This window comes from Bacillus halotolerans (assembly GCF_001517105.1).
GTDB lineage: Bacteria > Bacillota > Bacilli > Bacillales > Bacillaceae > Bacillus > Bacillus halotolerans.
The window spans coordinates 316,350-336,451 of the sequence record NZ_LPVF01000013.1 but is presented as its reverse complement, the minus strand read 5'-3'; the positions used below and the strand labels follow the sequence as shown (position 1 = coordinate 336,451).

The 20,102-nt window shown below is 45.9% G+C and carries 22 protein-coding genes and 3 pseudogenes; 16 read left to right on the top strand and 9 right to left on the bottom strand.

All coding sequences use genetic code 11. The features are described 5' to 3' along the window. Positions 1 to 87 precede the first annotated feature (87 nt). Positions 88 to 1,104, bottom strand: a complete 1,017-nt coding sequence (namA, locus tag AU387_RS19810; RefSeq protein ID WP_044154738.1) for an NADPH dehydrogenase NamA — start codon at positions 1,102 to 1,104, stop codon at positions 88 to 90. A 170-nt stretch (positions 1,105 to 1,274) separates the two neighbouring features. On the opposite strand from namA, the gene AU387_RS19805 reads away from it, so the two are divergent. Beyond that, positions 1,275 to 2,906 carry a M20/M25/M40 family metallo-hydrolase gene (locus AU387_RS19805; protein WP_059336693.1) on the top strand — a complete coding sequence of 544 codons (1,632 nt, stop codon included), beginning with the start codon at positions 1,275 to 1,277 and terminating at the stop codon, positions 2,904 to 2,906. A 47-nt stretch (positions 2,907 to 2,953) separates the two neighbouring features. Here AU387_RS19805 and proC read toward each other — a convergent pair whose 3' ends face one another. Beyond that, positions 2,954 to 3,790: a pyrroline-5-carboxylate reductase gene (gene proC, locus AU387_RS19800; protein WP_044154739.1), complete on the bottom strand. Its 837-nt coding sequence runs from the start codon at positions 3,788 to 3,790 to the stop codon at positions 2,954 to 2,956. Positions 3,791 to 4,194: 404 nt separating this feature from the next. Between proC and AU387_RS19795 the strand changes: the two genes are divergently transcribed. From AU387_RS19795 to AU387_RS19775, 5 genes and pseudogenes are all read left to right on the top strand, one after another. Further along, on the top strand, positions 4,195 to 5,154 hold the full coding sequence (locus tag AU387_RS19795) for an MBL fold metallo-hydrolase (RefSeq protein ID WP_059336665.1): 960 nt from the start codon (positions 4,195 to 4,197) through the stop codon (positions 5,152 to 5,154). 5 nt (positions 5,155 to 5,159) lie between these two features. Further along, positions 5,160 to 5,939, top strand: a complete 780-nt coding sequence (locus AU387_RS19790) for an SDR family NAD(P)-dependent oxidoreductase (protein WP_059336663.1) — start codon at positions 5,160 to 5,162, stop codon at positions 5,937 to 5,939. 92 nt (positions 5,940 to 6,031) lie between these two features. Continuing rightward, the gene (gene dsdA, locus AU387_RS19785) at positions 6,032 to 7,378 is read left to right on the top strand and encodes a D-serine ammonia-lyase (RefSeq protein WP_059336662.1); all 1,347 of its coding nucleotides are present in this window, start codon (positions 6,032 to 6,034) and stop codon (positions 7,376 to 7,378) included. An 88-nt stretch (positions 7,379 to 7,466) separates the two neighbouring features. Further along, the gene (gene coaA, locus AU387_RS19780; protein WP_059336660.1) at positions 7,467 to 8,426 is read left to right on the top strand and encodes a type I pantothenate kinase; all 960 of its coding nucleotides are present in this window, start codon (positions 7,467 to 7,469) and stop codon (positions 8,424 to 8,426) included. 5 nt (positions 8,427 to 8,431) lie between these two features. Continuing rightward, positions 8,432 to 8,780: pseudogene (locus AU387_RS19775) on the top strand (VOC family protein). Here AU387_RS19775 and AU387_RS21815 read toward each other — a convergent pair. The 3 genes from AU387_RS21815 to AU387_RS19760 all read right to left on the bottom strand — a co-directional run bounded on the left by AU387_RS21815 (position 8,777) and on the right by AU387_RS19760 (position 10,955). Next, positions 8,777 to 8,938 carry a hypothetical protein gene (locus tag AU387_RS21815; protein WP_024121954.1) on the bottom strand — a complete coding sequence of 54 codons (162 nt, stop codon included), beginning with the start codon at positions 8,936 to 8,938 and terminating at the stop codon, positions 8,777 to 8,779. The pseudogene AU387_RS19775 and the gene AU387_RS21815 sit on opposite strands and share 4 nt — an antisense overlap. Positions 8,939 to 8,991: 53 nt before the next feature. Beyond that, positions 8,992 to 10,221, bottom strand: a complete 1,230-nt coding sequence (locus tag AU387_RS19770; RefSeq protein WP_059336659.1) for an MDR family MFS transporter — start codon at positions 10,219 to 10,221, stop codon at positions 8,992 to 8,994. Positions 10,222 to 10,748: 527 nt separating this feature from the next. Then, positions 10,749 to 10,955 (bottom strand): YqzH family protein, encoded by a 207-nt coding sequence (locus AU387_RS19760; protein WP_024121951.1) that lies wholly within the window; start codon positions 10,953 to 10,955, stop codon positions 10,749 to 10,751. 167 nt (positions 10,956 to 11,122) lie between these two features. Between AU387_RS19760 and AU387_RS19755 the strand changes: the two genes are divergently transcribed. The 7 genes and pseudogenes from AU387_RS19755 to AU387_RS19725 all read left to right on the top strand — a co-directional run bounded on the left by AU387_RS19755 (position 11,123) and on the right by AU387_RS19725 (position 15,303). Then, a complete protein-coding gene (locus AU387_RS19755; protein WP_082687967.1) occupies positions 11,123 to 12,361 on the top strand; it encodes a DNA polymerase IV in 1,239 nt (412 codons plus the stop codon). Further along, the gene (locus AU387_RS19750) at positions 12,358 to 12,696 is read left to right on the top strand and encodes a YolD-like family protein (RefSeq protein WP_059336657.1); all 339 of its coding nucleotides are present in this window, start codon (positions 12,358 to 12,360) and stop codon (positions 12,694 to 12,696) included. Before AU387_RS19755 ends, AU387_RS19750 begins: the two co-directional genes overlap by 4 nt. Positions 12,697 to 12,880: 184 nt before the next feature. Continuing rightward, a complete protein-coding gene (locus AU387_RS19745; RefSeq protein WP_044154753.1) occupies positions 12,881 to 13,351 on the top strand; it encodes a GNAT family N-acetyltransferase in 471 nt (156 codons plus the stop codon). Positions 13,352 to 13,363: 12 nt separating this feature from the next. Further along, a pseudogene (locus AU387_RS19740) lies at positions 13,364 to 13,721 on the top strand (antibiotic biosynthesis monooxygenase family protein). Continuing rightward, a complete protein-coding gene (locus AU387_RS19735) occupies positions 13,699 to 14,730 on the top strand; it encodes a GNAT family N-acetyltransferase (RefSeq protein ID WP_044154755.1) in 1,032 nt (343 codons plus the stop codon). Before AU387_RS19740 ends, AU387_RS19735 begins: the two are co-directional and overlap by 23 nt. Then, positions 14,727 to 15,050 (top strand): iron-sulfur cluster biosynthesis family protein, encoded by a 324-nt coding sequence (locus AU387_RS19730; RefSeq protein ID WP_024121945.1) that lies wholly within the window; start codon positions 14,727 to 14,729, stop codon positions 15,048 to 15,050. Before AU387_RS19735 ends, AU387_RS19730 begins: the two co-directional genes overlap by 4 nt. A 13-nt stretch (positions 15,051 to 15,063) precedes the next feature. After that, positions 15,064 to 15,303 (top strand): DUF2552 family protein, encoded by a 240-nt coding sequence (locus tag AU387_RS19725; RefSeq protein WP_044154756.1) that lies wholly within the window; start codon positions 15,064 to 15,066, stop codon positions 15,301 to 15,303. 36 nt (positions 15,304 to 15,339) lie between these two features. On the opposite strand, the gene AU387_RS19720 is transcribed toward AU387_RS19725, so the two are convergent. Beyond that, positions 15,340 to 16,245 (bottom strand): alpha/beta hydrolase, encoded by a 906-nt coding sequence (locus AU387_RS19720; protein WP_059336655.1) that lies wholly within the window; start codon positions 16,243 to 16,245, stop codon positions 15,340 to 15,342. A gap of 171 nt (positions 16,246 to 16,416) precedes the next feature. Here AU387_RS19720 and AU387_RS19715 point away from each other — a divergent pair, with 171 nt between their 5' ends. Next, the gene (locus AU387_RS19715) at positions 16,417 to 16,641 is read left to right on the top strand and encodes a YqkE family protein (RefSeq protein WP_044154759.1); all 225 of its coding nucleotides are present in this window, start codon (positions 16,417 to 16,419) and stop codon (positions 16,639 to 16,641) included. 28 nt (positions 16,642 to 16,669) lie between these two features. On the opposite strand, the gene AU387_RS19710 is transcribed toward AU387_RS19715, so the two are convergent. Beyond that, entirely contained in the window at positions 16,670 to 17,590 is a 921-nt protein-coding gene (locus AU387_RS19710; protein WP_059336654.1) for an aldo/keto reductase, read from the bottom strand. Positions 17,591 to 17,652: 62 nt separating this feature from the next. Continuing rightward, positions 17,653 to 17,775: a Z-ring formation inhibitor MciZ gene (gene mciZ, locus AU387_RS19705; RefSeq protein ID WP_024121940.1), complete on the bottom strand. Its 123-nt coding sequence runs from the start codon at positions 17,773 to 17,775 to the stop codon at positions 17,653 to 17,655. A gap of 73 nt (positions 17,776 to 17,848) precedes the next feature. Here mciZ and nudF point away from each other — a divergent pair, with 73 nt between their 5' ends. Both nudF and AU387_RS19695 read left to right on the top strand, forming a co-directional pair. Next, positions 17,849 to 18,400: an ADP-ribose pyrophosphatase gene (gene nudF / locus AU387_RS19700; RefSeq protein ID WP_044154761.1), complete on the top strand. Its 552-nt coding sequence runs from the start codon at positions 17,849 to 17,851 to the stop codon at positions 18,398 to 18,400. Between the two features lie 2 nt (positions 18,401 to 18,402). Further along, positions 18,403 to 19,565: pseudogene (locus tag AU387_RS19695) on the top strand (TIGR00375 family protein). 7 nt (positions 19,566 to 19,572) lie between these two features. Here the strand turns inward: AU387_RS19695 and AU387_RS19690 are convergent. Next, a complete protein-coding gene (locus tag AU387_RS19690) occupies positions 19,573 to 19,923 on the bottom strand; it encodes a helix-turn-helix domain-containing protein (protein ID WP_024121939.1) in 351 nt (116 codons plus the stop codon). Between the last annotated feature and the right edge of the window lie 179 nt (positions 19,924 to 20,102).

Genomic DNA, 20,102 nt, shown 5'->3' with positions numbered 1-20,102 from the left:
GGGAGACGGAGAACGTCAGCTGATCGTTTCTCCAAAAATAAAAAAAGAGATATCCGGCGGCGGAGCCGCGGATATCTCGGATCAAGATTACCAGCCTCTTTCGTATTGAACAGGGGCTTGAATGTCTGTATTCAGCTGTTTTGCGGCAGTTCTTGCAAAGTAAGGGTCGCGTAATAGCTCTCTGCCGATAAAGATGAGGTCTGCACGGTTATTTTGAAGAATTTCTTCAGCCATTGAACCATTTGTAATCATTCCGACAGCTCCAGTCGCCATGTCAGCCTGTTCGCGGATTTTCTCGGCGAAGCTGACCTGATAGCCAGGGAATACGTTAATGTCTGCCTGAACAAGGGCACCTGAGCTGCAGTCAATTAAGTCAACGCCCTGCTCCTTCATCCATTTTGCAAAACCGATATGATCAGCGATGTCTAAGCCTTTGTCTGTATAGTCAGAAGCCGATACACGGACAAATAAAGGACCGTCCCACACTTGTTTAACTTCATCAATGATCTCTCTTAAGAAACGGTAGCGGTTTTCTGGTGAGCCGCCGTATTCATCTGTGCGATGGTTAGAAAGCGGAGATAAAAATTCATGAATTAAGTAACCGTGTGCTGCATGAATCTCAATCACATCAAAACCTGCTTCTTTTGCACGGGCAGCCGCTTGTTTGAACTCCTGCACGGTCTCTTTCACTTTTTCAGTTGTCATTTCAACCGGCGTGCTCGATTGCTCGTCAAACGCAATCGCAGACGGAGCGAAAATATCTCCTTCAAGCTCTGCTTTACGTCCTGCGTGGGCAAGCTGAATTCCGATTTTTGAGCCTTGCGCTTTTACCTGCTCAGTCAGCTTTGCGAAACCTTCGATATGCTCGTCGCCCCATATCCCTAAATCTTGGTCTGTGATTCGTCCTTGAGGATTAACCGCTGATGCTTCCACAATAATCAATCCGACCTGGCCGACTGCGCGCGTTATGTAGTGAGCCATGTGGAACGGCTGTAATTTTCCGTCCTTTTCGTGAGAAGAGTACATGCACATTGGTGACATCACAATGCGGTTTTTTAACGTTACATCTTTAATCGTAATAGGTGTGAATAATTTTCTGGCCATTTCTTTCGCCTCCCGTAAGGTTTTTAGAGATTGATTATAACAAGTCATTTCTTTCACGTCATATAAACTGCTCAAACGATCCGAATTTGTCAAATATTTCTGTATAATAGACAGGGAATCATTTTATTTTTTAGGATCGAAGCGTTTTTATACATAGGAGGGCGGAAATGATGAATTGGCAGACTAAGGATGATTTGCTTACCCTTTTAACTTCTCTTGTCCAGTATGAAAGTATCACCGGTTCGAAAGGGGAGGCCGCACTTGCAGAATATCTTTATTATCTTTTAAAGGACAAGCCTTATTTTCAAAATAACCCTGATCATGTAACACTCCATCCGATGGAAGACGGCAGAACGTTTTTGACAGCGCTTGTCAAAAAGAAAGATGTCAAACAGACGGTGCTCTTGCTGAGCCATTTTGACGTCGTGGACATAGAGGACTACGGAGAATTCAAACATATGGCTTGTAAGCCGGCTGAGCTTTTGAACTCCTTTTTAGAGAAAAAAGAGTTGCTTCCTGAACATGTGAGAACAGACGCGGAAAGCGGCGACTGGCTGTTCGGGAGAGGCACGATGGATATGAAAGCGGGGCTGGCTGTTCAGCTGTCGATGCTTGAGCGGGCAATGAATGGTCATTTTGATGGGAATGTGCTTTTGATTTCGGTTCCTGACGAGGAAGTGAATTCAAGGGGAATGATCGAAGCCGTTCCTGCGTTGAAAGAAATGGAGAAAAAATATCATCTTACATACACTGCTTGTTTGAATAGCGAACCGATGTTTGAAAAGTTTCCGGGCGACCAGCAGCAATATGTGTATTCAGGAAGCATCGGCAAGGTTCTCGCAGGGTTTTTCTGCAAAGGGATAGAGACGCATGTCGGAGAGCCGTTTTCCGGTTTAAATGCAAATTTAATGGTTTCTGAGATCAACCGTCTGCTGGAACTGAACGTGAATTACTGCGAAATGGCTGACGGGGAAGTCACCCCGCCGCCGGTAAACTTAATGCAAAAGGACTTGAAGGAGGCATATTCCGTCCAAACACCGCATACGGCCGTTACGTTATTTAATGTACTGACAATGAAGCGCTCCGCGAGTGAGCTGCATGACATGCTGCGGAAAACCGCAGAGCAGGCGGCAGAGAAGATTTCAAACCATATTCAGCAGAAAACACGTGATTTCCAGAAGTTTGAGCCATTTCATCCAATTGAACGAACTGTCTCTGTTTTTACATTTGATGAGCTGCTTGCACGTGCGAAACGGCGTGTCGGAAGCTCGGAAACAGAACGGGTGCTGAATTTCACTTATGCAAACAGGGGAGATCTTGGAGACAGGGATTTTTCGACTAGAATTGTATCTGAGCTCGCAGCGCTGTGTAAGGAAGATGCGCCGCTCATCGTTCTCTTTTACAGCCCTCCATTTTACCCGGCAGTGTCATCAAAGAACGATCAGATAATCAAGAATACTGCTGGCAAGCTCATTCAATATGCAGCTGACAGGTACGGCATTGCTTTACGGGAGGTGCAGTATTTCCCAGGACTCTCGGATTTGAGCTATCTTCAGCTGGAAAAACAGGAGGTTGGTGCATACACAAGCAATATGCCGCTCTTTAACAGAGGATATTCACTTCCCAGCAGTAAAGACAAGGCGCTGTATGTCCCGGTATTAAATGTCGGCCCGGCTGGAAAAGACCCGCACAAATGGACAGAAAGACTGTATGTGCCTTATTCCTTTGAGGTGCTTCCCGACTTGCTTTCCTTTACAATCTCTGCATTATTAAAACAATCAGAAGCTGCCAGCCAGCCTTAAGATAAAAGAAGACAGAAAGCGCTTTGCCTTCTGTCTTGTGTTTTTTTCTATAAATGCTTCTCTAAGGCGGCTCCGGCAAATTGCTCTTTGATTTCAGCGCTGCGTTTGGCTGTTTCTTCAATACAATGAATGATCGCTTCTTCAAAGCTGGCTTCCGTTAAAGCGCGAAGGCCTGCCTCTGTTGTTCCCCCTGGGCTCGTAATCTCCCTGCGCAGCTGTGCGGGCTGTTTTCCGCTTTGACGAAGCATGTCTGTAGCGCCTGCCATTGTCTGCAGGATCAGTTTTTTAGCCGTTTCCTCATCTAAACCGACCTTTTGCGCCGCTTTTTCCATCGCTTCGATATAGCGATACACGTAAGCGGGACCGCTGCCTGCTATCGCGGTAACGGCATCAAGGTGCTGCTCCTCAACCAATGTGGCGTCTCCGATTGTTTCTAGCAATGCTGTAGCCGCCGTGATATCGTCTTGGCTTGCTTCAGCGCTTACGGAAAATCCGGTTGCTGATTTTCTGATGGCAGCTGAAGTATTCGGCATCACCCGTATGACAGCAAGCTTTCTGCCGAAATAATGCTGAATGGTTTCGATGGTAAGGCCTGCAAGCACAGAAATGACAAGCTGATCCTTCATGTAAGAACGAATGCTGTCAATGCTCTCTGCCGCATCCTTAGGCTTAAAAGCGAGAACGACGATATCAGTTTGTGTGAAAAACTCGCTCTTATCCCTGCATGGACGCACGCCGTACATTTCCTTTAATTCATTCAGTCTCTCTTCGTTTGACCTGTTTGTGATATAAATATTTTCAGGTTTTGTAATGCCGCTTTGCAAAAAGCCGTTGATCATTGCTTCAGCCATGGACCCGGCGCCGACAAATCCTATCTTTTTCATGGATATCCTCCTTCTATCAGAACAACAAAAAACCTTTTCATCACATAAAGGACGAAAAGGTTCGCGGTACCACCCTCATTAGCACAACTTGTGCTCAGCTCAAATCCCGTAACGCGGGAAACGTTTAGGTTTTCCTAACCGCGACTTGAGGGCAGGTTCTACAAACAAGCGGGCCGCGATACCTTTCAGCCTGGGGATATCGCTCTCTCTGGCCATTGCCTGTATACTATTCCTCGTCATAGCGTTCCAATGGTTCTCATTTTAGTTGTTGTTCATTATGCAATGGGGGACAAGCTAATGTCAATATCTTTTTCAAAAAGGGACATTCTCATACGGCACAATAATGACACAAGACCGAGAAAAAGCTAAAATATGAGTAATGAATGAAGACAAGGAGCAAAAGAATGACAACTGCAGATATCATTCCGATTCGCGTCCCGACACCGTTTGCCGTCGGTGATGTCATCGTTTACTTAGTGAAAGGTGACGCGCTGACACTGATCGATGCCGGACCGAACACTAAAGAAGCAGCTGAAGTCCTAAAAGAGCAGCTTGCTAGTATACATATAGAAATGTCAGATATTGAGCAGATCGTGCTGACTCACCATCACGCGGATCATGCGGGGTTGCTTGATGTTTTTTCTGATGATATTAAAGTGCTTGGACATCCGTTTAACGAACCATATATCAGCAGAGACAAGGCATTTATGGAGTGGCAAAAACATTTTTTTCAAAAGCTGCTGCCTGAGTTAGGCGTTCCATTTGATGATGTGAAAGCAGAAAGGCTCATCCGGTCGGCGTACGCATTTTCCTGTACAAGATCCTTGACCCAAACGGTTACGGAAGGGATGAAAATTGACGGGATGGGTGACTGGACTGTTCTGGAAATGCCCGGACATGCAGAGTCGCATATTGTTCTCTTTCATGAAAAGACCGGAAGAATGCTTGGCGGTGATTTGCTGCTGGCGAACAGCTCGTCTAACCCGATTCTTGAAGCGCCAAAAACGGGAGAAAAAAGATCGGAGCCTTTACTGGATTATCAGCGGTCGTTGCGGAGGCTGTCTGAACTTGCCCCGAACACAGTGTTTCCCGGTCATGGCGAGATGATTGGCAATGTACGAGCACTGATCAAGAAGCGGTTTGACAAGCAGAGCAGCCGAACCGAGGATGTGCGTCAAATGCTGTCGGAAAAACCGCTTACCGCTTTTCAGGTCTGTCAGCAGCTCTTTCCCGCCGTTTATGAAAAAGAGTTGTTTTTAACGATGTCAGAAACGGTTGGGCATCTTGATATATTGGCAGCCGAAGCAGGCATCACGTCATATTGGGATGGAAAAACCGCATACTTTAGAGCAATAGAGAGGTGAACAGGGTGAAAAATATAGCTGGCAAGCGTATTTGGATTACAGGTGCTTCCGGAGGGCTTGGTGAAAGAATCGCTTATTTATGTGCGGCTGAAGGAGCCCATGTTTTGCTGTCGGCAAGACGTGAGGATCGTTTGAAGGAAATCAAAAGAAAAATGACCGAGGAATGGAGCGGACAATGTGATATTTTCCCTCTGGATGTCTCCCGTCTTGAAGATATCACCCTCGTCCGTGATCAGATCGGTCCGGTTGATGTGCTGATCAATAATGCAGGCTTCGGTATTTTTGAAACGGTTTTAGACTCTACACTTGATGAGATGAAATCAATGTTTGATGTCAATGTTTTCGGTCTGATCGCCTGTACAAAAGCTGTTCTTCCGCATATGCTTGAGCAAAAAAGCGGCCATATCATCAATATTGCCTCTCAAGCAGGGAAAATTGCCACGCCGAAATCCAGCCTTTATTCAGCGACAAAACATGCTGTGCTCGGCTATTCAAACGCTTTGCGTATGGAGCTGGCGGGCACGGGCGTCTATGTGACGACAGTCAATCCAGGGCCGATTCAGACTGACTTTTTTTCTATTGCTGACAAAGGCGGAGACTATGCCAAAAATGTCGAACGCTGGATGCTTGACCCAGATGATGTGGCAGCACAAATCGCGTCTGCCATTATGACGAACAAACGTGAAATCAACCTTCCTCGTTTGATGAATGCCGGCACAAAGCTATATCAGCTGTTTCCAGCCCTTGTGGAAAAGCTGGCTGGACGGGTGTTCATGAAAAAATAAGCATGGAACTGCCTGTGTGAGGCGCCTTTTGGTGTGTTTGCAGGCAGTTTTTTATAAAGATATACATTTGTTACAGGAAGGAGAAATGGCTGATGTCGATAAATCAAGAAACTTTGCTTAATCTGATAAAAGATCCATTTATTCAGAAATTGATTGATGCACGACCGGTATTCTGGGCTAATCCCGGCAAGAAAGAGGGGATGGTATTACAAGCGGCTGAGTGGGAAAGCGAGATAGCCGAGGCGGACAAAAGACTTCGGCGGTTTGCTCCTTATATTGCCGAGGCGTTTCCGGAAACAAAAGCTGCCGAAGGGATGATTGAATCGCCGCTTTTTGAAATACGCCATATGAAAAAGAAGATGGAGGAAGTGTATGGCGAAACGTTTCCGGGGAGATGGCTTTTAAAGTGCGATCATGAGCTTCCGATTTCGGGATCGATTAAAGCACGCGGCGGTATTTATGAAGTGCTGAAACATGCGGAGGATCTTGCGCTTCAAGAAGGAATGCTTAAGGAAACAGATGATTACCGCATCTTGCACGAAGAGCGGTTCACTTCATTTTTCTCACGCTATTCCATTGCTGTCGGCTCAACAGGCAATCTTGGTTTAAGCATCGGCATCATTGGCGCCAAACTAGGTTTTCGAGTGACGGTGCATATGTCCTCCGACGCTAAGCAGTGGAAGAAGGATTTACTTCGCAAAAAGGGCGTCACCGTAATCGAGTACGAATCAGATTACAGTGAAGCGGTTAAAGAAGGACGGCGGCAGGCGGAACAAGATCCATTCTGTTATTTTATTGATGATGAACATTCCCGCCAGCTGTTCCTAGGATATGCGGTAGCGGCCAGTCGTTTAAAAACACAGCTCAGCTTAATGGATATCGAGCCTGGTCCTGAAACACCGCTGTTTGTGTATTTGCCTTGCGGAGTCGGCGGAGGGCCGGGCGGTGTGGCATTTGGACTGAAGCTATTGTACGGAAACCATGTCCATGTATTTTTCGGGGAGCCTACCCATTCACCGTCTATGCTCTTAGGTCTATATTCCGGCTTGCATGACCAGATCTCTGTGCAGGATATCGGCTTGGATAATGTAACGGCTGCTGACGGGCTTGCCGTAGGGCGTCCATCAGGATTTGTCGGCAATCTGATAGAACCTTTGCTGAGCGGCTGTTATACAATTGAAGACGAAACGCTGTATACTTTGCTTCATTTGCTGGCTTTATCTGAAAATAAGCATTTAGAGCCGTCTGCGCTTGCCGGTATGTTCGGGCCTGTTCAGCTGTTTTTATCGGAAACCGGGAAACACGACATGTTTGAAAATGATCTGCGTCACAGCATGAAAAATGCCGTACATGTTGTCTGGGGAACGGGAGGCAGTATGGTTCCGAAAGAAGAAATGGCTGCATATAACCGAATCGGTGCTGACTTGTTAAAAAGGTAAATTGAAAAAATAAGCAGACAGTAGGAATGTTTTCCGTTACAATCTTTGTAAGCGTTTGTTTAAAGCTACAGAGAGTCAGGTGTAAACAGTGAAAAATAAAGAGCTTAATTTACATACTTTATATACACAGCACAGCCGGCAGTCTTGGTCAGGATTTGGGGGCCATTTGTCGATTGCTGTTTCTGAAGAAGAGGCAAAAGCTGTTGAAGGGCTGAATGATCATCTATCCGTAGAGGAAGTGGAGACGATCTATATTCCGCTTGTTCGCCTGCTTCATTTGCATGTCAAGTCCGCTGCCGAACGAAATAAGCATGTCAATGTTTTTTTGAAGCACCCTCATTCAGCCAAAATTCCGTTTATCATCGGCATTGCCGGCAGTGTCGCAGTCGGGAAAAGCACGACAGCGCGGATTTTGCAGAAGCTGCTTTCGCGTTTGCCGGATCGCCCCAAGGTCAGCCTGATCACGACAGACGGCTTTTTATTTCCTACAGCTGACCTGAAGAAGAAAAACTTGCTGTCAAGAAAAGGATTTCCTGAAAGTTATGATGTGAAAGCGCTCCTCGAATTTTTGAATGACGTAAAGTCAGGAAAAGAAAGAGTAAAGGCCCTGGTATATTCTCATTTAACCTATGACCGCGAGGAAGGTGTGTTCGAGGTTGTAGAACAGGCTGATATCGTGATCATCGAAGGGATTAATGTTCTTCAATCGCCGACCTTGGAGGATGACCGGGAAAATCCACGCATCTTTGTTTCCGATTTCTTTGATTTTTCAATTTACGTAGATGCGGACGAAAGCCGGATTCTTACCTGGTATTTAGAGCGTTTCCGCCTTCTTCGGGAAACAGCCTTTCAAAATCCGGACTCGTATTTTCATAAATTTAAAGACCTGTCTGACCAGGAGGCTGACGAGATGGCAACCTCGATTTGGGAGAGTGTCAACCGCCCTAATTTATATGAAAATATTTTGCCGACTAAATTCAGGTCAGATTTAATATTGCGAAAGGGAGACCGGCATAAGGTAGAAGAAGTGTTAGTGAGAAGGGTGTGATCATTATGCACCATATTGAACTGTATGTCTCCGATTTGGAAGCGGCTATAAAGAGTTTCAAAATGGAGTTCCGGCATCAGCTGGAAGAAAGATCACTTTTACCTTGTGATTGTTCAGGCAAAAGAAGAATGTCTAGAGCCGAAATATCACAGGTGCCGTGTCGGCCTGAACCATCTCGCGTTTCATGCTGAAATCAAGCTTCAAGTCGACCTGATGACTGAAAAATTGATGGCGAAAGGCTATCGTGTGCTGTACCGAGACTGGCATCCTTTTGCCGGAGGAGACGGGCATTATGCAGTCTATTGCGAGGACCCTGACCGGATCAAGGTAGAGCTCGTTGCCCCAAGCGGTTAATCGTTTTGGTCTTCGGACATGCTGTTAAGCTTTTTTTCGATTCGGTCCAGCTGTGCTTTACGGTTTTTCGCATATGTAGAGCCGATCACAGCCGCCGAGATAACAGCGGCAAACATGAAAAATACGATCAGCTGAAACATGATATCACCTATATTCATATTTCATCACCTCGTTTTTGCGGGAGAGAGCGATTCTCTCCCGTCTTCTTGTGTTAAAGCGGCTTCCCCAGTCCGGGTTGCTGCTCAGTGATTCCCGCTTTCATCCTCCGATAGGCAAACACTAAAAACGGCAGGCCAAGCAGGGTGATGCCGCTAAGGACAGAAAAAATGGAACTTGGATGCCCGGCACCAAATGCATCTATACATAAGCCGCCGGCCCAAGGGCCAATCACATTCCCAAACTGCGAAAAGCCGATCGCTCCGAAATACGTTCCTTTTAATCCGGGTTTTGCAATCTGGTCTACAAACAAATCCATCATACAGAATAAGAGCACTTCTCCAATTGTAAATGCAATCACAATGATAACAAGTGAAGAAACCCCGTGTGACATGGTAAGGATCATCATGCTGGCGCTGATCATGATATTGCCGAGCATCAGGGAGCAAAGCGGCGAAAACCGTTTACCAAGGTGGACGATGGGAAACTGTGTTGCCAAAACAACAATTGCGTTTAATGTCAGCATCAAGCCGTACAATTTTGTCCCATTTTCGATAAAAGGATTTTGCGCCATATATTGCGGGAATGTAGAGCTGAACTGCGAATAGCCGAAGCTGCATAGTGTAATGCCGATAAGAGCAACTGTAAAAAGACGGTCCTTTTGCGTTACCATAAACGCTTCCCGAACGTTCAGATTTCTGGATTGTTCTAATGTCGCGGGTGGATGCTTTTTAAATTGGATGGCAAGGATGACACCGTACATCCCATAAATCACCGCGGGCACCAAAAAAGGAGCGGTAGATTGTGATGAACCAAAGTACAGACCGAGCACAGGGCCGAAGACAACGCCGATATTAATGGCTGCATACCGTAAATTAAAAACCAGCAATCTTGTTTTTTCTTCTGTCATATCTGACAGCAAAGCTTTTGAAGCAGGTTCAAACAGTGATTTACAAAGTCCGTTTAACGCATTTACCACAAAAAATACCCAGAGGTGAGAAGCGGCCGCAAACCCTGCAAACACCAGCATCCAGCCGAAAATGGATACAAGCATCATGTTCTTTCTGCCGAATTTGTCCGAGATATATCCGCCATAAAAGCTTGCAATGATACCGACTGATGAGCTCGCCGCAATGACAAGCCCCGCGTAGGACGCTGATGCGCCTTGGACAGATGTTAAATAAATCGCTAAAAACGGAATGCTCATCGATGTTGCCATCCTGCCAAAAATGGTTCCGATAATAATTGTCCAGCTGATTGGGTGGATATCTTTCCATGTCTTCATGTCTATTGTTCTCTCCTGTTAGTAAGATCTTTTTCTATCATACATGAAAAAATTTCCTTATCCAACGGAGGATTAAATATTTTTACTTACCGGTTTATAAGGGATTGTATTACACTATGGGTGCGCAGGATGACCTTTGTTTTTGAATGGTTCATGTTTCACGGTTGACGATGGCGTTTACGCCGTTGAAGCAGAGGTTGAAGTACTCGGATTTTTTGTCCGGCGCTTATAACTCACCATGAAAGTGCAATTCTCATTCAGCAGAAATGCCCGGGCAGTTTAAAGACATCAGGAATGCGGGAGAATCAAACGGATTTCCGTTTAAAGACGTTGACCTATCAGGCTGTAGCTCATATCGGCGGGGTTCCTGAAATGCTGAGTGAGACGGGGCATCAGGCTAAAGTTTATGCTGATGGGCTTGAGCGCCCCTATATGAGAAGGGGCGCTTCCCGTCGATATCAGCGGCGTCCCTTCTGGCCATACGCAAACAGATATACGAAATTTCTCAACAATGAAGGTGCATGACACTAAGAAAACAGCCCTTGGTTTGTGACGTAGTCATAAATGATATCCTCTATATGCGCATGCAGGTCCTCATCTGGATCTTCATTTTGTCTTTCCTCTAAAGCAGCTTTCAGGCTTTGTTTTTCATACGGGCTTAACGGATCAACGGCAACATTTCGGCCGTATTGGCGCAATGCCTGTCCCAGCATTTTTTCAACAAATTTCTCCATTTTGACTCTCCTATCTTTATGGTTCGCTTTCATTCTACTAAATGTTTTCCTTCTCTCAAACCCTTGCATCATATTTTCTGTCAGACAAGAATCATTTACCAGTATAAATCGAACATATTTTCGCATATAATAGTGAAAGCGAACATAAGTTCTTTTTAGAGGTGTGTATGATGAAAGAAAAAGTGATTTTTCTCGTTGACATGCAATCGTTTTATGCATCTGTAGAGAAAGCGGAAAATCCACATTTGAAAAATCAGCCGGTGATTGTTTCGGGTGATCCGGAAAGGCGGGGCGGAGTTGTATTGGCTGCATGCCCGCTGGCGAAACAAAAAGGGGTAGCCAATGCCTCACGCCTGTGGGAAGCGCAGGAAAAGTGCCCTGAAGCTGTTGTGCTCCGGCCTCGTATGCAGCGGTATATTGATGTATCGCTGCAAATCACCGCCATTTTAGAGGAATATACAGATCTCGTGGAGCCCTATTCCATTGATGAGCAGTTCATGGATATCACAGGCAGCCAGAAGCTGTTTGGGGCGCCCGAGGAAATTGCTAAAAGCATTCAGGACAGAATCATGCGGGAGGTCGGCATTTATGCCCGGGTCGGAATCGGCCCTAATAAAGCGCTTGCCAAAATCGCGTGTGACAATTTTGCCAAAAAGAATAAGAACGGTATTTTCACGTTAACGAAAGAAAATATGAAAACCGAGATGTGGCCGCTTCCGGTGGGGAGTATGTTTGGCGTCGGGAGCCGGATGAAACATCATTTGAATCGAATGGGCATCAGCACGATCGGCGGGCTTGCGGTTTTTCCGCTCGAGCTTTTAAAAAAGAAATGGGGCATTAACGGACACGTGCTGTGGATGACGGCGAACGGAATCGACTATTCTCCTGTGTCAACGGCATCGCTGGACGGACAAAAAGCGATTGGCCACGGAATGACACTCCCGAAAGACTATGAACACTTTGACAAAGAAATAAAGGTCGTTCTGCTGGAGCTGAGTGAAGAGGTATGCAGGCGAAGCCGAAACGCCGGGATGATGGGGCAGACGGTTTCGGTGAGCTGCAGGGGGGCTGACTTTGATTTGCCGACCGGCTTCAACCGGCAAGTGAAGCTGGCGGAACCGACCAATTCTACGCAGGATGTGTACCAGGCTGTATGCAGACTGTTTCTCAAGTTTTGGGACGGGAAGCCTGTCCGCCGCCTCGGGGTCAATCTCTCTCAGCTCTCATCTGATGAAGTATGGCAGCTTAATTTATTTCAGGATTATGCAAAGAAGATGAGCCTCGGCTATGTGATGGACGGGATTAAAAACCGGTTCGGCGACACGGCGATCATCAGGGCGGCCTCACTGACAGCGGCAGGCCAGGCGTTTGAACGAGCGGCTAAAATAGGAGGGCATTATAAATGAATGAGCATTTAAAAAGAGGCAATCTGCTGTGGGAAGGAAGCCGAATGTTTCTGCCTGAACATAAACAAAGCCTGCTTGAGAGAAAACACCATAAACAGAAGCTGCAAAGGCCAATCCTTGATTCGGATAAGCTGGAGGAGATGAACCAAACGCTTTGCATGGCAATGGAATTTGCTCAGGATATTACTGTCAGCTGCTTTCAGGATGGCGAAATTGTCACCTGCAACGGGAAAATCTGCCGCTATGAGGAATTTGAAAAAACAGTGTGGATAAAAGGAGACGCCGGCAAGCTCTGTAAGCTGAGACTTGATCAGGTGCTTGATATTTTTCTGTAAATGTTCCCCCTCCTGGAGGGGGAGAACTAGATGTGAAAATAGCAAACATTGTTCCGTCAGCAGTCTGGAAACGTATGATACAGAAAAGAAGGCATTTACAATTCCAGTCAGGCAAAATATAATTTTTATATTGTGAGAAAAAAAGAGACATTCGTTTTGCCAGACGGAGGGAGATCAAATCGTAATGGATATTCGAACAATCACGTCTTCAGATTATGAAATGGTAACGTCTGTAATGAATGAATGGTGGGGCGGCAGGCAGCTGAAAGAAAAGCTCCCGCGATTATTTTTTGAACATTTTCAGGACACCAGCTTTATCACACATGAACATAACAGCATGACTGGATTTTTAATCGGATTTCAATCGCAATCAGATCCTGTAACGGCATACATCCATTTTTCCGGTGTGCATCCGGATTTCAGAAAAATGCAAATTGGAAAACAATTATACGATGTGTTTATTGAAGCAGTTAAGAAGAGGGGATGCACCCGGGTAAAGTGCGTGACGTCCCCGGTAAATAAGGTGTCAATCGCGTATCATACAAGACTGGGATTTGAAATTGAAAAAGGCAGCAAAACAGTGAATGGCATCTCAGTATTTGCAAATTACGATGGACCGGGCCAGGACAGGGTTCTTTTTGTGAAGTACATATGAGGAGGAACCGCTATGGATTTTTTATCAAAAACACCTGAGCCCCCTTATTATGCTGTTATCTTTTCTTCTGTCAAAAGTGAAAATGACGAAGCGTATGGAGAAACAGCAGAGCGGATGGTTTCGCTTGCGGCGAGCCAGCCCGGATTTTTAGGTGTGGAAAGCGTTCGCGGAGCGGATGGAACCGGCATCACAGTTTCCTATTGGGAGAGTATGGACGCAATCAATCATTGGAAGCATCACACCGAACACCAGGCAGCGAAAGAGAAAGGAAAAAGCGTATGGTATGAATCGTATGCGATCCGCGTCACCAAAGTCGAGAAGCAGCGGCTGTTTTCAGGAGAAAACAAATGATTGCATTTCTTCAGCATAAGGAAGAGGCTGTATCGCGTGAGATTATTGACGTTCAAAAGCCAGCTTATGTAAAAGAAGCGGAGCTTATCGGTTTTGACGGAATCCCTGCTTTACACGAAAAAGCTGAGGATATCAGAGCCTCTCAGGAGCAATTTGCGGGATACCGGGAAGACGGGAAACTGCTCGGTGTCATTTCATACGAGAAGTTTATGCATGAGCTGACAATTTGCAGGCTTGTTGTGCATCCCGACGGTTTCAGAAAAGGCATCGGACGAGCACTCGTGCAATTTGTTATTGATCAGAACGAAGACGCTGAGAAAATCGAGGTCGTAACAGCCGAGAAAAACAGCCCGGCCGTGTCGCTGTATACGCAGGCAGGGTTTGTAAAGACGAAAACCGTCAAAGCGTCAGAGGGGCTTTTTCTGTCAGTCTTTCATCTCTATCCGAAAAGAAAGGTTGAAGTCGTTCACTACAATGAAGAATGGGCAAGGCTGTTCAGAGAGGAAAAAGATCGTCTGAAGCTTGTGCTCGGCCCGGAGATCATTGACGTGCATCATGTCGGAAGCACATCGATACCAAATATGGCGGCAAAGCCGGTCATTGATATCCTGATTGCAGTAAAGGATATCGCGGCCGTGAACCAATATGATTCGAAAATGGCGGAGCTCGGCTATATGCCGAAAGGAGAAAACGGCATGATTGGCAGACGCTATTTTCAAAAGGGCGGAAATAAGCGTACCCATCATGTCCATATTTATGAAGGAGGGCATCCTGCTATTGAACGGCATTTGGTGTTCAGAGATTATCTCACAGCTCATCCGGAAATAGCGAATGAATACGCCTCGCTCAAAAAACAGCTGGCGGCCCAGTATCCGGACAATATCAAGCCGTACATACAGGGAAAAAACGATTGGATCAAGGCTGCAGAAGAAAAAGCGAAGCGGTGGAAAAAAGGCAGAAACAATGCGAACGGACGCGTGGTGTGCTACAATAGCGAAAATGAAAAAAACGGGGGTTTCACCTTATGAACATTCATGTGACAGATGCAGCAAAACAGGCACTGCAGCAGGCGCTTGACGCCAACCCGGGAAAAAAGGCACAGCTCCGTTATGACGCTGAAGGATGCGGCTGCGCAGTAAGCGGTGTACCGACCATCTGGGTGACAGAGGAATTAGCGGGACAGTGTGAGCAGCTGGAAACGAACGGCATTCCGCTATATATCCAGTCGTCGCAAAAAGTGTTTTTTGACGATCAAATGACAATCGATTACAATGAAAAAGCCAAAACGCTGGCGCTGAAAAGTCCGGCTCAAATGCTCAGTCCAAGAATGAGCATATTAGTAAAGTAGGGAGACACGAAACGTGGAACAAAAGCTGAAGTCAATTAAGAATACAGCACAGAATAAAACGTGGGTATCCTTTCTGAACAAAAACCATCCCTACACCCTGCTGCATTGGTCAATCGGAGGAGCGCAATCCGTCGAGAAGGATGTTTGGCTTTTGCAGGATGAAATGACATTTGAAGCGCAGGAGTTTACTACGATAGACCTTGCGATTGAATGGATCAGTGAACATATGGATGGCATCACCGACGTTTTATGATGGAAAAGCGAAAGGCCGATAGGGGCCTTTCGCTTTTTACGTTATTTTGTCTAAAAAGGCTTGCACGGTTTTTCGATACGTGTCCCGGTTTTTTGTATACGACATGGCGTGTTCTCCAGCTTCAGCAATATAGAGTTCCTTTGGACCGGGCTTTTTTTTATAAAGCCGCTCGGTTGCAGTAACAGGAATATAATCATCGTGCCTGCTGTGAATAAAGAGGACCGGCTTTTCGATCGTTTCGATGACGGCAAGAGGAGATACATCGCGTGCGCGGTAGCCGTCCCTGAACCGCAAAAAGGAGTCGGCAATGGGAAGAATCGGCCAGGAAGGCAGCCGGTATTCCGCTTTCAGGCGATACGCAAGCTGTTCCTCAAAGCTTGCAAACGGGCAATCGGCAATATAAAAATCAGCGCCATCGTCAGGATGTGCCCCTGCATACAGCAGAGCAGTCACTGCTCCCATTGATTCACCATGAATTCCGACCAATCCGCGGTTACCGGTTTTTTCTTTCACCCATTTGACGACCTCGTGTAAATCATCCTTTTCATAAAAACCATAGCTTGTAGTCTTTCCGCCGCTTTGTCCATGCCGGCGATGATCGTAAATCAGCACATTCCAGCCGAGATCAAGAAATAAATCCATATATTTGAGAGAATTTAATACATTCACGGTCACACCGTGGCAGATGATCATTGTATTTGATGTATCGTGCGGTGTAGCATAGTAGCCTTTTATATCATATCCGTAAGCCGATGGAATCACAAAAGCCGTTTTCTCCATGCGTTCAAACCATTCAAATACATCATGCCCGTCATCTGTTTCTCTTTTCATAATCTCTTCGTCGGTTTTTTTCTTTATAAACATAATGATATTTGTGAAGCAAATACCGATAGCAGCTAATGCTGCCAAGACAGCGCCGACGGCTAAAAGGAATCTTTTCAAAAGACACAGCACCTTTCAACTCTATTATGGATAATCTTCTAAAACCATTATACCTAAACGCTGCTGAGCCGGCAGAAAAATATGACAGCGTTTTTCAGAAGAGAGTCTGCTTGTTCAGCCTGAATCTCCATGATAAACTGGCTTCAAAACAAAAACACGGGGGAAGCGAGCATGAAAAAACAAAAATCTGCTGACAAACACCAATTAAAAGACGACCTTCAATCCGATATAAAAGAAAAGCTGATGCAGATGAAAAGCCAATTGAAGGAAGAGGATGAGAAGAAACAGGAAAGAAAGAAAGCGGAACAGATCAGAAAGAAAAAGGAGATCGAAAAAAACAAAAGCTTTGAACAGCTCCTCAATGAAAGCCAGCTCGATTGGCATCAATACAAATAAACCAGCACCCGGTCAGGTGCTGGTTTTCTTATGAACGGTGCGCTTCGTAAACGTCTTGTTCCGTATGAGATTGGAGCGCTTTGATTTCCTCTTCACTTAAACGCCGTGCGTTTGCAGCATGAACGTTTTCCCGTAACTGCTCAATCTTACTGGCGCCTGTAATCACTGAGGCGACAGCCGGCTGTGCTAACAGATACTGCAGTGACTTTTCTGTCATGGACAGATCAGGCGCGACATTCTCCATCGCTTTGCGGGCATTTGTCAGTTTCTCGAACGAATAGGATAAGTATCCGTTTTGTTTGATACTGTCAGCCGTTTGTTCAAGCGGTTTCTCAGTCAGCAGCCCTTTAGCGACCGGGCCCCTGGCAACGACACTGATCTGATGTTCCTCTAAAAGCGGGAGCCATTCCTCCGGCCGTCTGTCAAACAGGCTGAATTGCATCATAATGCTGACGATGTTTGACTTTTTCACATATTCTTTAATGACGTTCGGGCGAATAGAAGAAATCCCATAATAACGAATGACGCCTTCTTGTTTTAATTCTTCAAATGCTTCAATCGTTTCGTCAATGTTGTCTTCTATTGTGCCGCCGTGAAGCTGATACAGATCGATATAATCCGTTTTCAACCGTGTCAAGCTCTTTTTCACAGCTTCTTTTATGTAAGCTTTTGAAGGGTCCCAATACCAGCCTTCACTTTCGTCACTCCAGCGGTTTCCCGCTTTCGTTGCCAAAATAATATCCTGGCGTCTGTTTTGAATCGCTTCGCCGACGATTTCTTCATTGCGGCCGCGGTCATACAAATCAGCTGTGTCGAGATAGTTGATGCCAAGCTCAATGGCTTCATCAAGGATCGACAGCGCTTTATTTTTTTCGGTTCCAAGGGACATACAGCCAAGTCCGACTTCGCTTATTTCTAAAGCAGATGAACCTAGTTTGCGCTTTCTCATGTGCACACTCCTTTTTTAGGCTTTGTAATGACCGTAATATAAAGGAGCAGAGTTTTCAACTTTTACGGCTCGGAAACCCAATCTTTCACATACCGGAATGTGCGCCCGTATTCCTTGAGCTTCGCCCGCACCTCCCACGCTTTCCCCACTAAAACGACGCCCTTTTGCATACGGTACACTTTCATAAAGAAGCCCCCTTTTCTCTAGTATGATAAAATGTATGGGGCATGATATAGAGACAGAACGGGAGATGAAGAAATGAAACACTTAGAAGAAAAAACAATTGCTAAAGAACAGATTTTTTCGGGTAAAGTTATTGATCTTTATGTAGAGGACGTCGAGCTCCCAAACGGAAAAACGAGTAAACGCGAAATTGTAAAACACCCGGGTGCGGTAGCGGTGCTGGCTGTCACAGACGAAGGGAAAATCATAATGGTGAAACAATTCCGGAAGCCGCTGGAGCGGACGATCGTTGAAATACCGGCCGGAAAGCTGGAAAAAGGAGAAGAGCCGGAGTATACGGCGCTTCGGGAGCTGGAAGAAGAAACAGGATACACAGCGAAAAAGCTGACGAAAATCACAGCATTCTATACATCGCCCGGTTTTGCCGATGAAATTGTTCACGTTTTTCTTGCGGAAGAGCTGTCTGTGCTTGAAGAAAAACGGGAGCTTGATGAGGACGAGTTTGTTGAAGTGATGGAGGTGACGCTTGAAGACGCACTGAAGCTGGTTGAGTCGCGTGAGGTATACGACGCAAAGACAGCCTATGCGATTCAATATCTTCAGCTGAAAGAAGCGCTGCAAGCATAAAAATGAAAAAGATTTACGCGGATTTACACATTCATATCGGCCGGACCTATACAGGTAGGGCTGTTAAAATAACAGGTGCAAAAACCCTGACGCTGGACCGGATTTTGGTTGAGGCCAGTGAATATAAAGGGATTGAACTTCTCGGGATTATTGACTGCCATTCCCCGGAAGTCATAATAGAGCTTGAGGAAGGCATTGCTTCAGGCAGGTATCACGAGCTTGAGGACGGCGGAATCCGTTATCGCAGCACAACTCTTTTATTGGGAAGCGAGCTGGAGATTTATGATGAAGCCTGCAGCGGGCCGATTCATGTGCTCGCTTTTATGCCGACACTCGCTGATATGAAACAATTTTCAGCCTGGCTTTCAGCGCGGATGAAAAATATTCACTTAAGCTCGCAGCGGATATACGAAACAGGCTTGAACCTTCAAAAAAAGTAAAGGAAATGGGCGGATTGTTTATCCCCGCCCATATTTTCACGCCCCACAAAAGCTTGTACGGAAAAGGGGTTAAGTCAAGCTTAACTGAGGTTTTTGAGCCTTCTATGATAGATGCGGTCGAGCTTGGTTTAAGCTGTGACACACCTATGGCTTCACGGGTATCCGAATTAAATGAATATTCATTTTTAACAAATTCTGATGCGCATTCCTTAGGGAAGATCGGCAGAGAATATAATGAACTATATGTGCAGTCAGCTGATTTTTCTGAATTTGCTCTTGCATTAAAGGGGCAGGACAACAGGAAAATTACTGCAAATTACGGATTAGATCCGCTGTTGGGGAAGTATTATCAAACGGCTTGTGACGTATGCGGGGAGCGTACAGTGAGCGGGGCAACGGCGTGCGCGGAATGCGGAAGTGCCAGATTGACAAAGGGTGTCAGCGAGAGATTGCGCGAACTGAGTGATCAGTCTGGAAAAGGCAAAACGCGTCCTAGATATGTCCATCAGATACCGCTGCAATTTGTTCCGGGTGTCGGACCGAAAACCCTGGACAAGCTGAAGACTGCCTTTGGCACAGAAATGGCTGTTCTCCATGAGACTTCAGAGGAGGATCTGGCGCGGGTTGTTCCGCCGAAAACCGCCGCTCTTATTGTGAAAGCGAGGTCAGGAAAGCTTGAACTGAAAGCCGGAGGAGGAGGAACCTACGGGAAAGTTAAGTCGTGAGTGAAAATTAACTCAATTCCTCCTGGACTTTTCTCTTTGTCCGGATAAAGGTGATCAGCTGTATAATTTCGTCTTCAGACAGTGGCTTGCCGTCAACAGCAATATCAATGTCAAGGCTGCTCCACGTGGTCAATTCAATGGTCTGAGGAGCAGTCTGTTTTTGCTTTGGGCGGCCTAAGAGGTCATCGCAGGTTGTGTCAAAAAGGTCTGCCAGCATTGCCAGCGCCTCAAGCGAAGGGCGGCGGTAGCCGGACTCGTATCCCGCGTACGTGCTTTTTGCGATGCCCAGGAGGTCAGCCGTATATTGAAGCGACCAATTTTTCTTTTTTCTCAATTCAGTTAAACGATCTAAATTCATGGACTTCCGCTCCTTTTTCAACTTGAGCTGATTATATCATATAGGTATTCGGAAGTGTACGCGAATTGAATAATAATGTCTTGCGTATTTTATTTTCCGTGTCTATAATTGCATTAAAAGTATGCGAAAAGCGAATGCCTTCTCGCAAACCCATCTTTAGATATAGTGAAGAGGTGTAT

Excerpts from the sequence above, each read along its gene's own strand:
- namA (WP_044154738.1), bottom strand. The coding sequence starts at position 1,104 with ATGGCCAGAAAATTATTCACACCTATTACGATTAAAGATGTAACGTTA.
- AU387_RS19805 (WP_059336693.1), top strand. The coding sequence starts at position 1,275 with ATGAATTGGCAGACTAAGGATGATTTGCTTACCCTTTTAACTTCTCTT.
- proC (WP_044154739.1), bottom strand. The coding sequence starts at position 3,790 with ATGAAAAAGATAGGATTTGTCGGCGCCGGGTCCATGGCTGAAGCAATG.
- AU387_RS19795 (WP_059336665.1), top strand. The coding sequence starts at position 4,195 with ATGACAACTGCAGATATCATTCCGATTCGCGTCCCGACACCGTTTGCC.
- dsdA (WP_059336662.1), top strand. The coding sequence starts at position 6,032 with ATGTCGATAAATCAAGAAACTTTGCTTAATCTGATAAAAGATCCATTT.
- AU387_RS21815 (WP_024121954.1), bottom strand. The coding sequence starts at position 8,938 with ATGAATATAGGTGATATCATGTTTCAGCTGATCGTATTTTTCATGTTT.
- AU387_RS19770 (WP_059336659.1), bottom strand. The coding sequence starts at position 10,221 with ATGAAGACATGGAAAGATATCCACCCAATCAGCTGGACAATTATTATC.
- AU387_RS19760 (WP_024121951.1), bottom strand. The coding sequence starts at position 10,955 with ATGGAGAAATTTGTTGAAAAAATGCTGGGACAGGCATTGCGCCAATAC.
- AU387_RS19755 (WP_082687967.1), top strand. The coding sequence starts at position 11,123 with ATGATGAAAGAAAAAGTGATTTTTCTCGTTGACATGCAATCGTTTTAT.
- AU387_RS19750 (WP_059336657.1), top strand. The coding sequence starts at position 12,358 with ATGAATGAGCATTTAAAAAGAGGCAATCTGCTGTGGGAAGGAAGCCGA.
- AU387_RS19745 (WP_044154753.1), top strand. The coding sequence starts at position 12,881 with ATGGATATTCGAACAATCACGTCTTCAGATTATGAAATGGTAACGTCT.
- AU387_RS19735 (WP_044154755.1), top strand. The coding sequence starts at position 13,699 with ATGATTGCATTTCTTCAGCATAAGGAAGAGGCTGTATCGCGTGAGATT.
- AU387_RS19730 (WP_024121945.1), top strand. The coding sequence starts at position 14,727 with ATGAACATTCATGTGACAGATGCAGCAAAACAGGCACTGCAGCAGGCG.
- AU387_RS19715 (WP_044154759.1), top strand. The coding sequence starts at position 16,417 with ATGAAAAAACAAAAATCTGCTGACAAACACCAATTAAAAGACGACCTT.
- AU387_RS19710 (WP_059336654.1), bottom strand. The coding sequence starts at position 17,590 with ATGAGAAAGCGCAAACTAGGTTCATCTGCTTTAGAAATAAGCGAAGTC.
- mciZ (WP_024121940.1), bottom strand. The coding sequence starts at position 17,775 with ATGAAAGTGTACCGTATGCAAAAGGGCGTCGTTTTAGTGGGGAAAGCG.
- nudF (WP_044154761.1), top strand. The coding sequence starts at position 17,849 with ATGAAACACTTAGAAGAAAAAACAATTGCTAAAGAACAGATTTTTTCG.
- AU387_RS19690 (WP_024121939.1), bottom strand. The coding sequence starts at position 19,923 with ATGAATTTAGATCGTTTAACTGAATTGAGAAAAAAGAAAAATTGGTCG.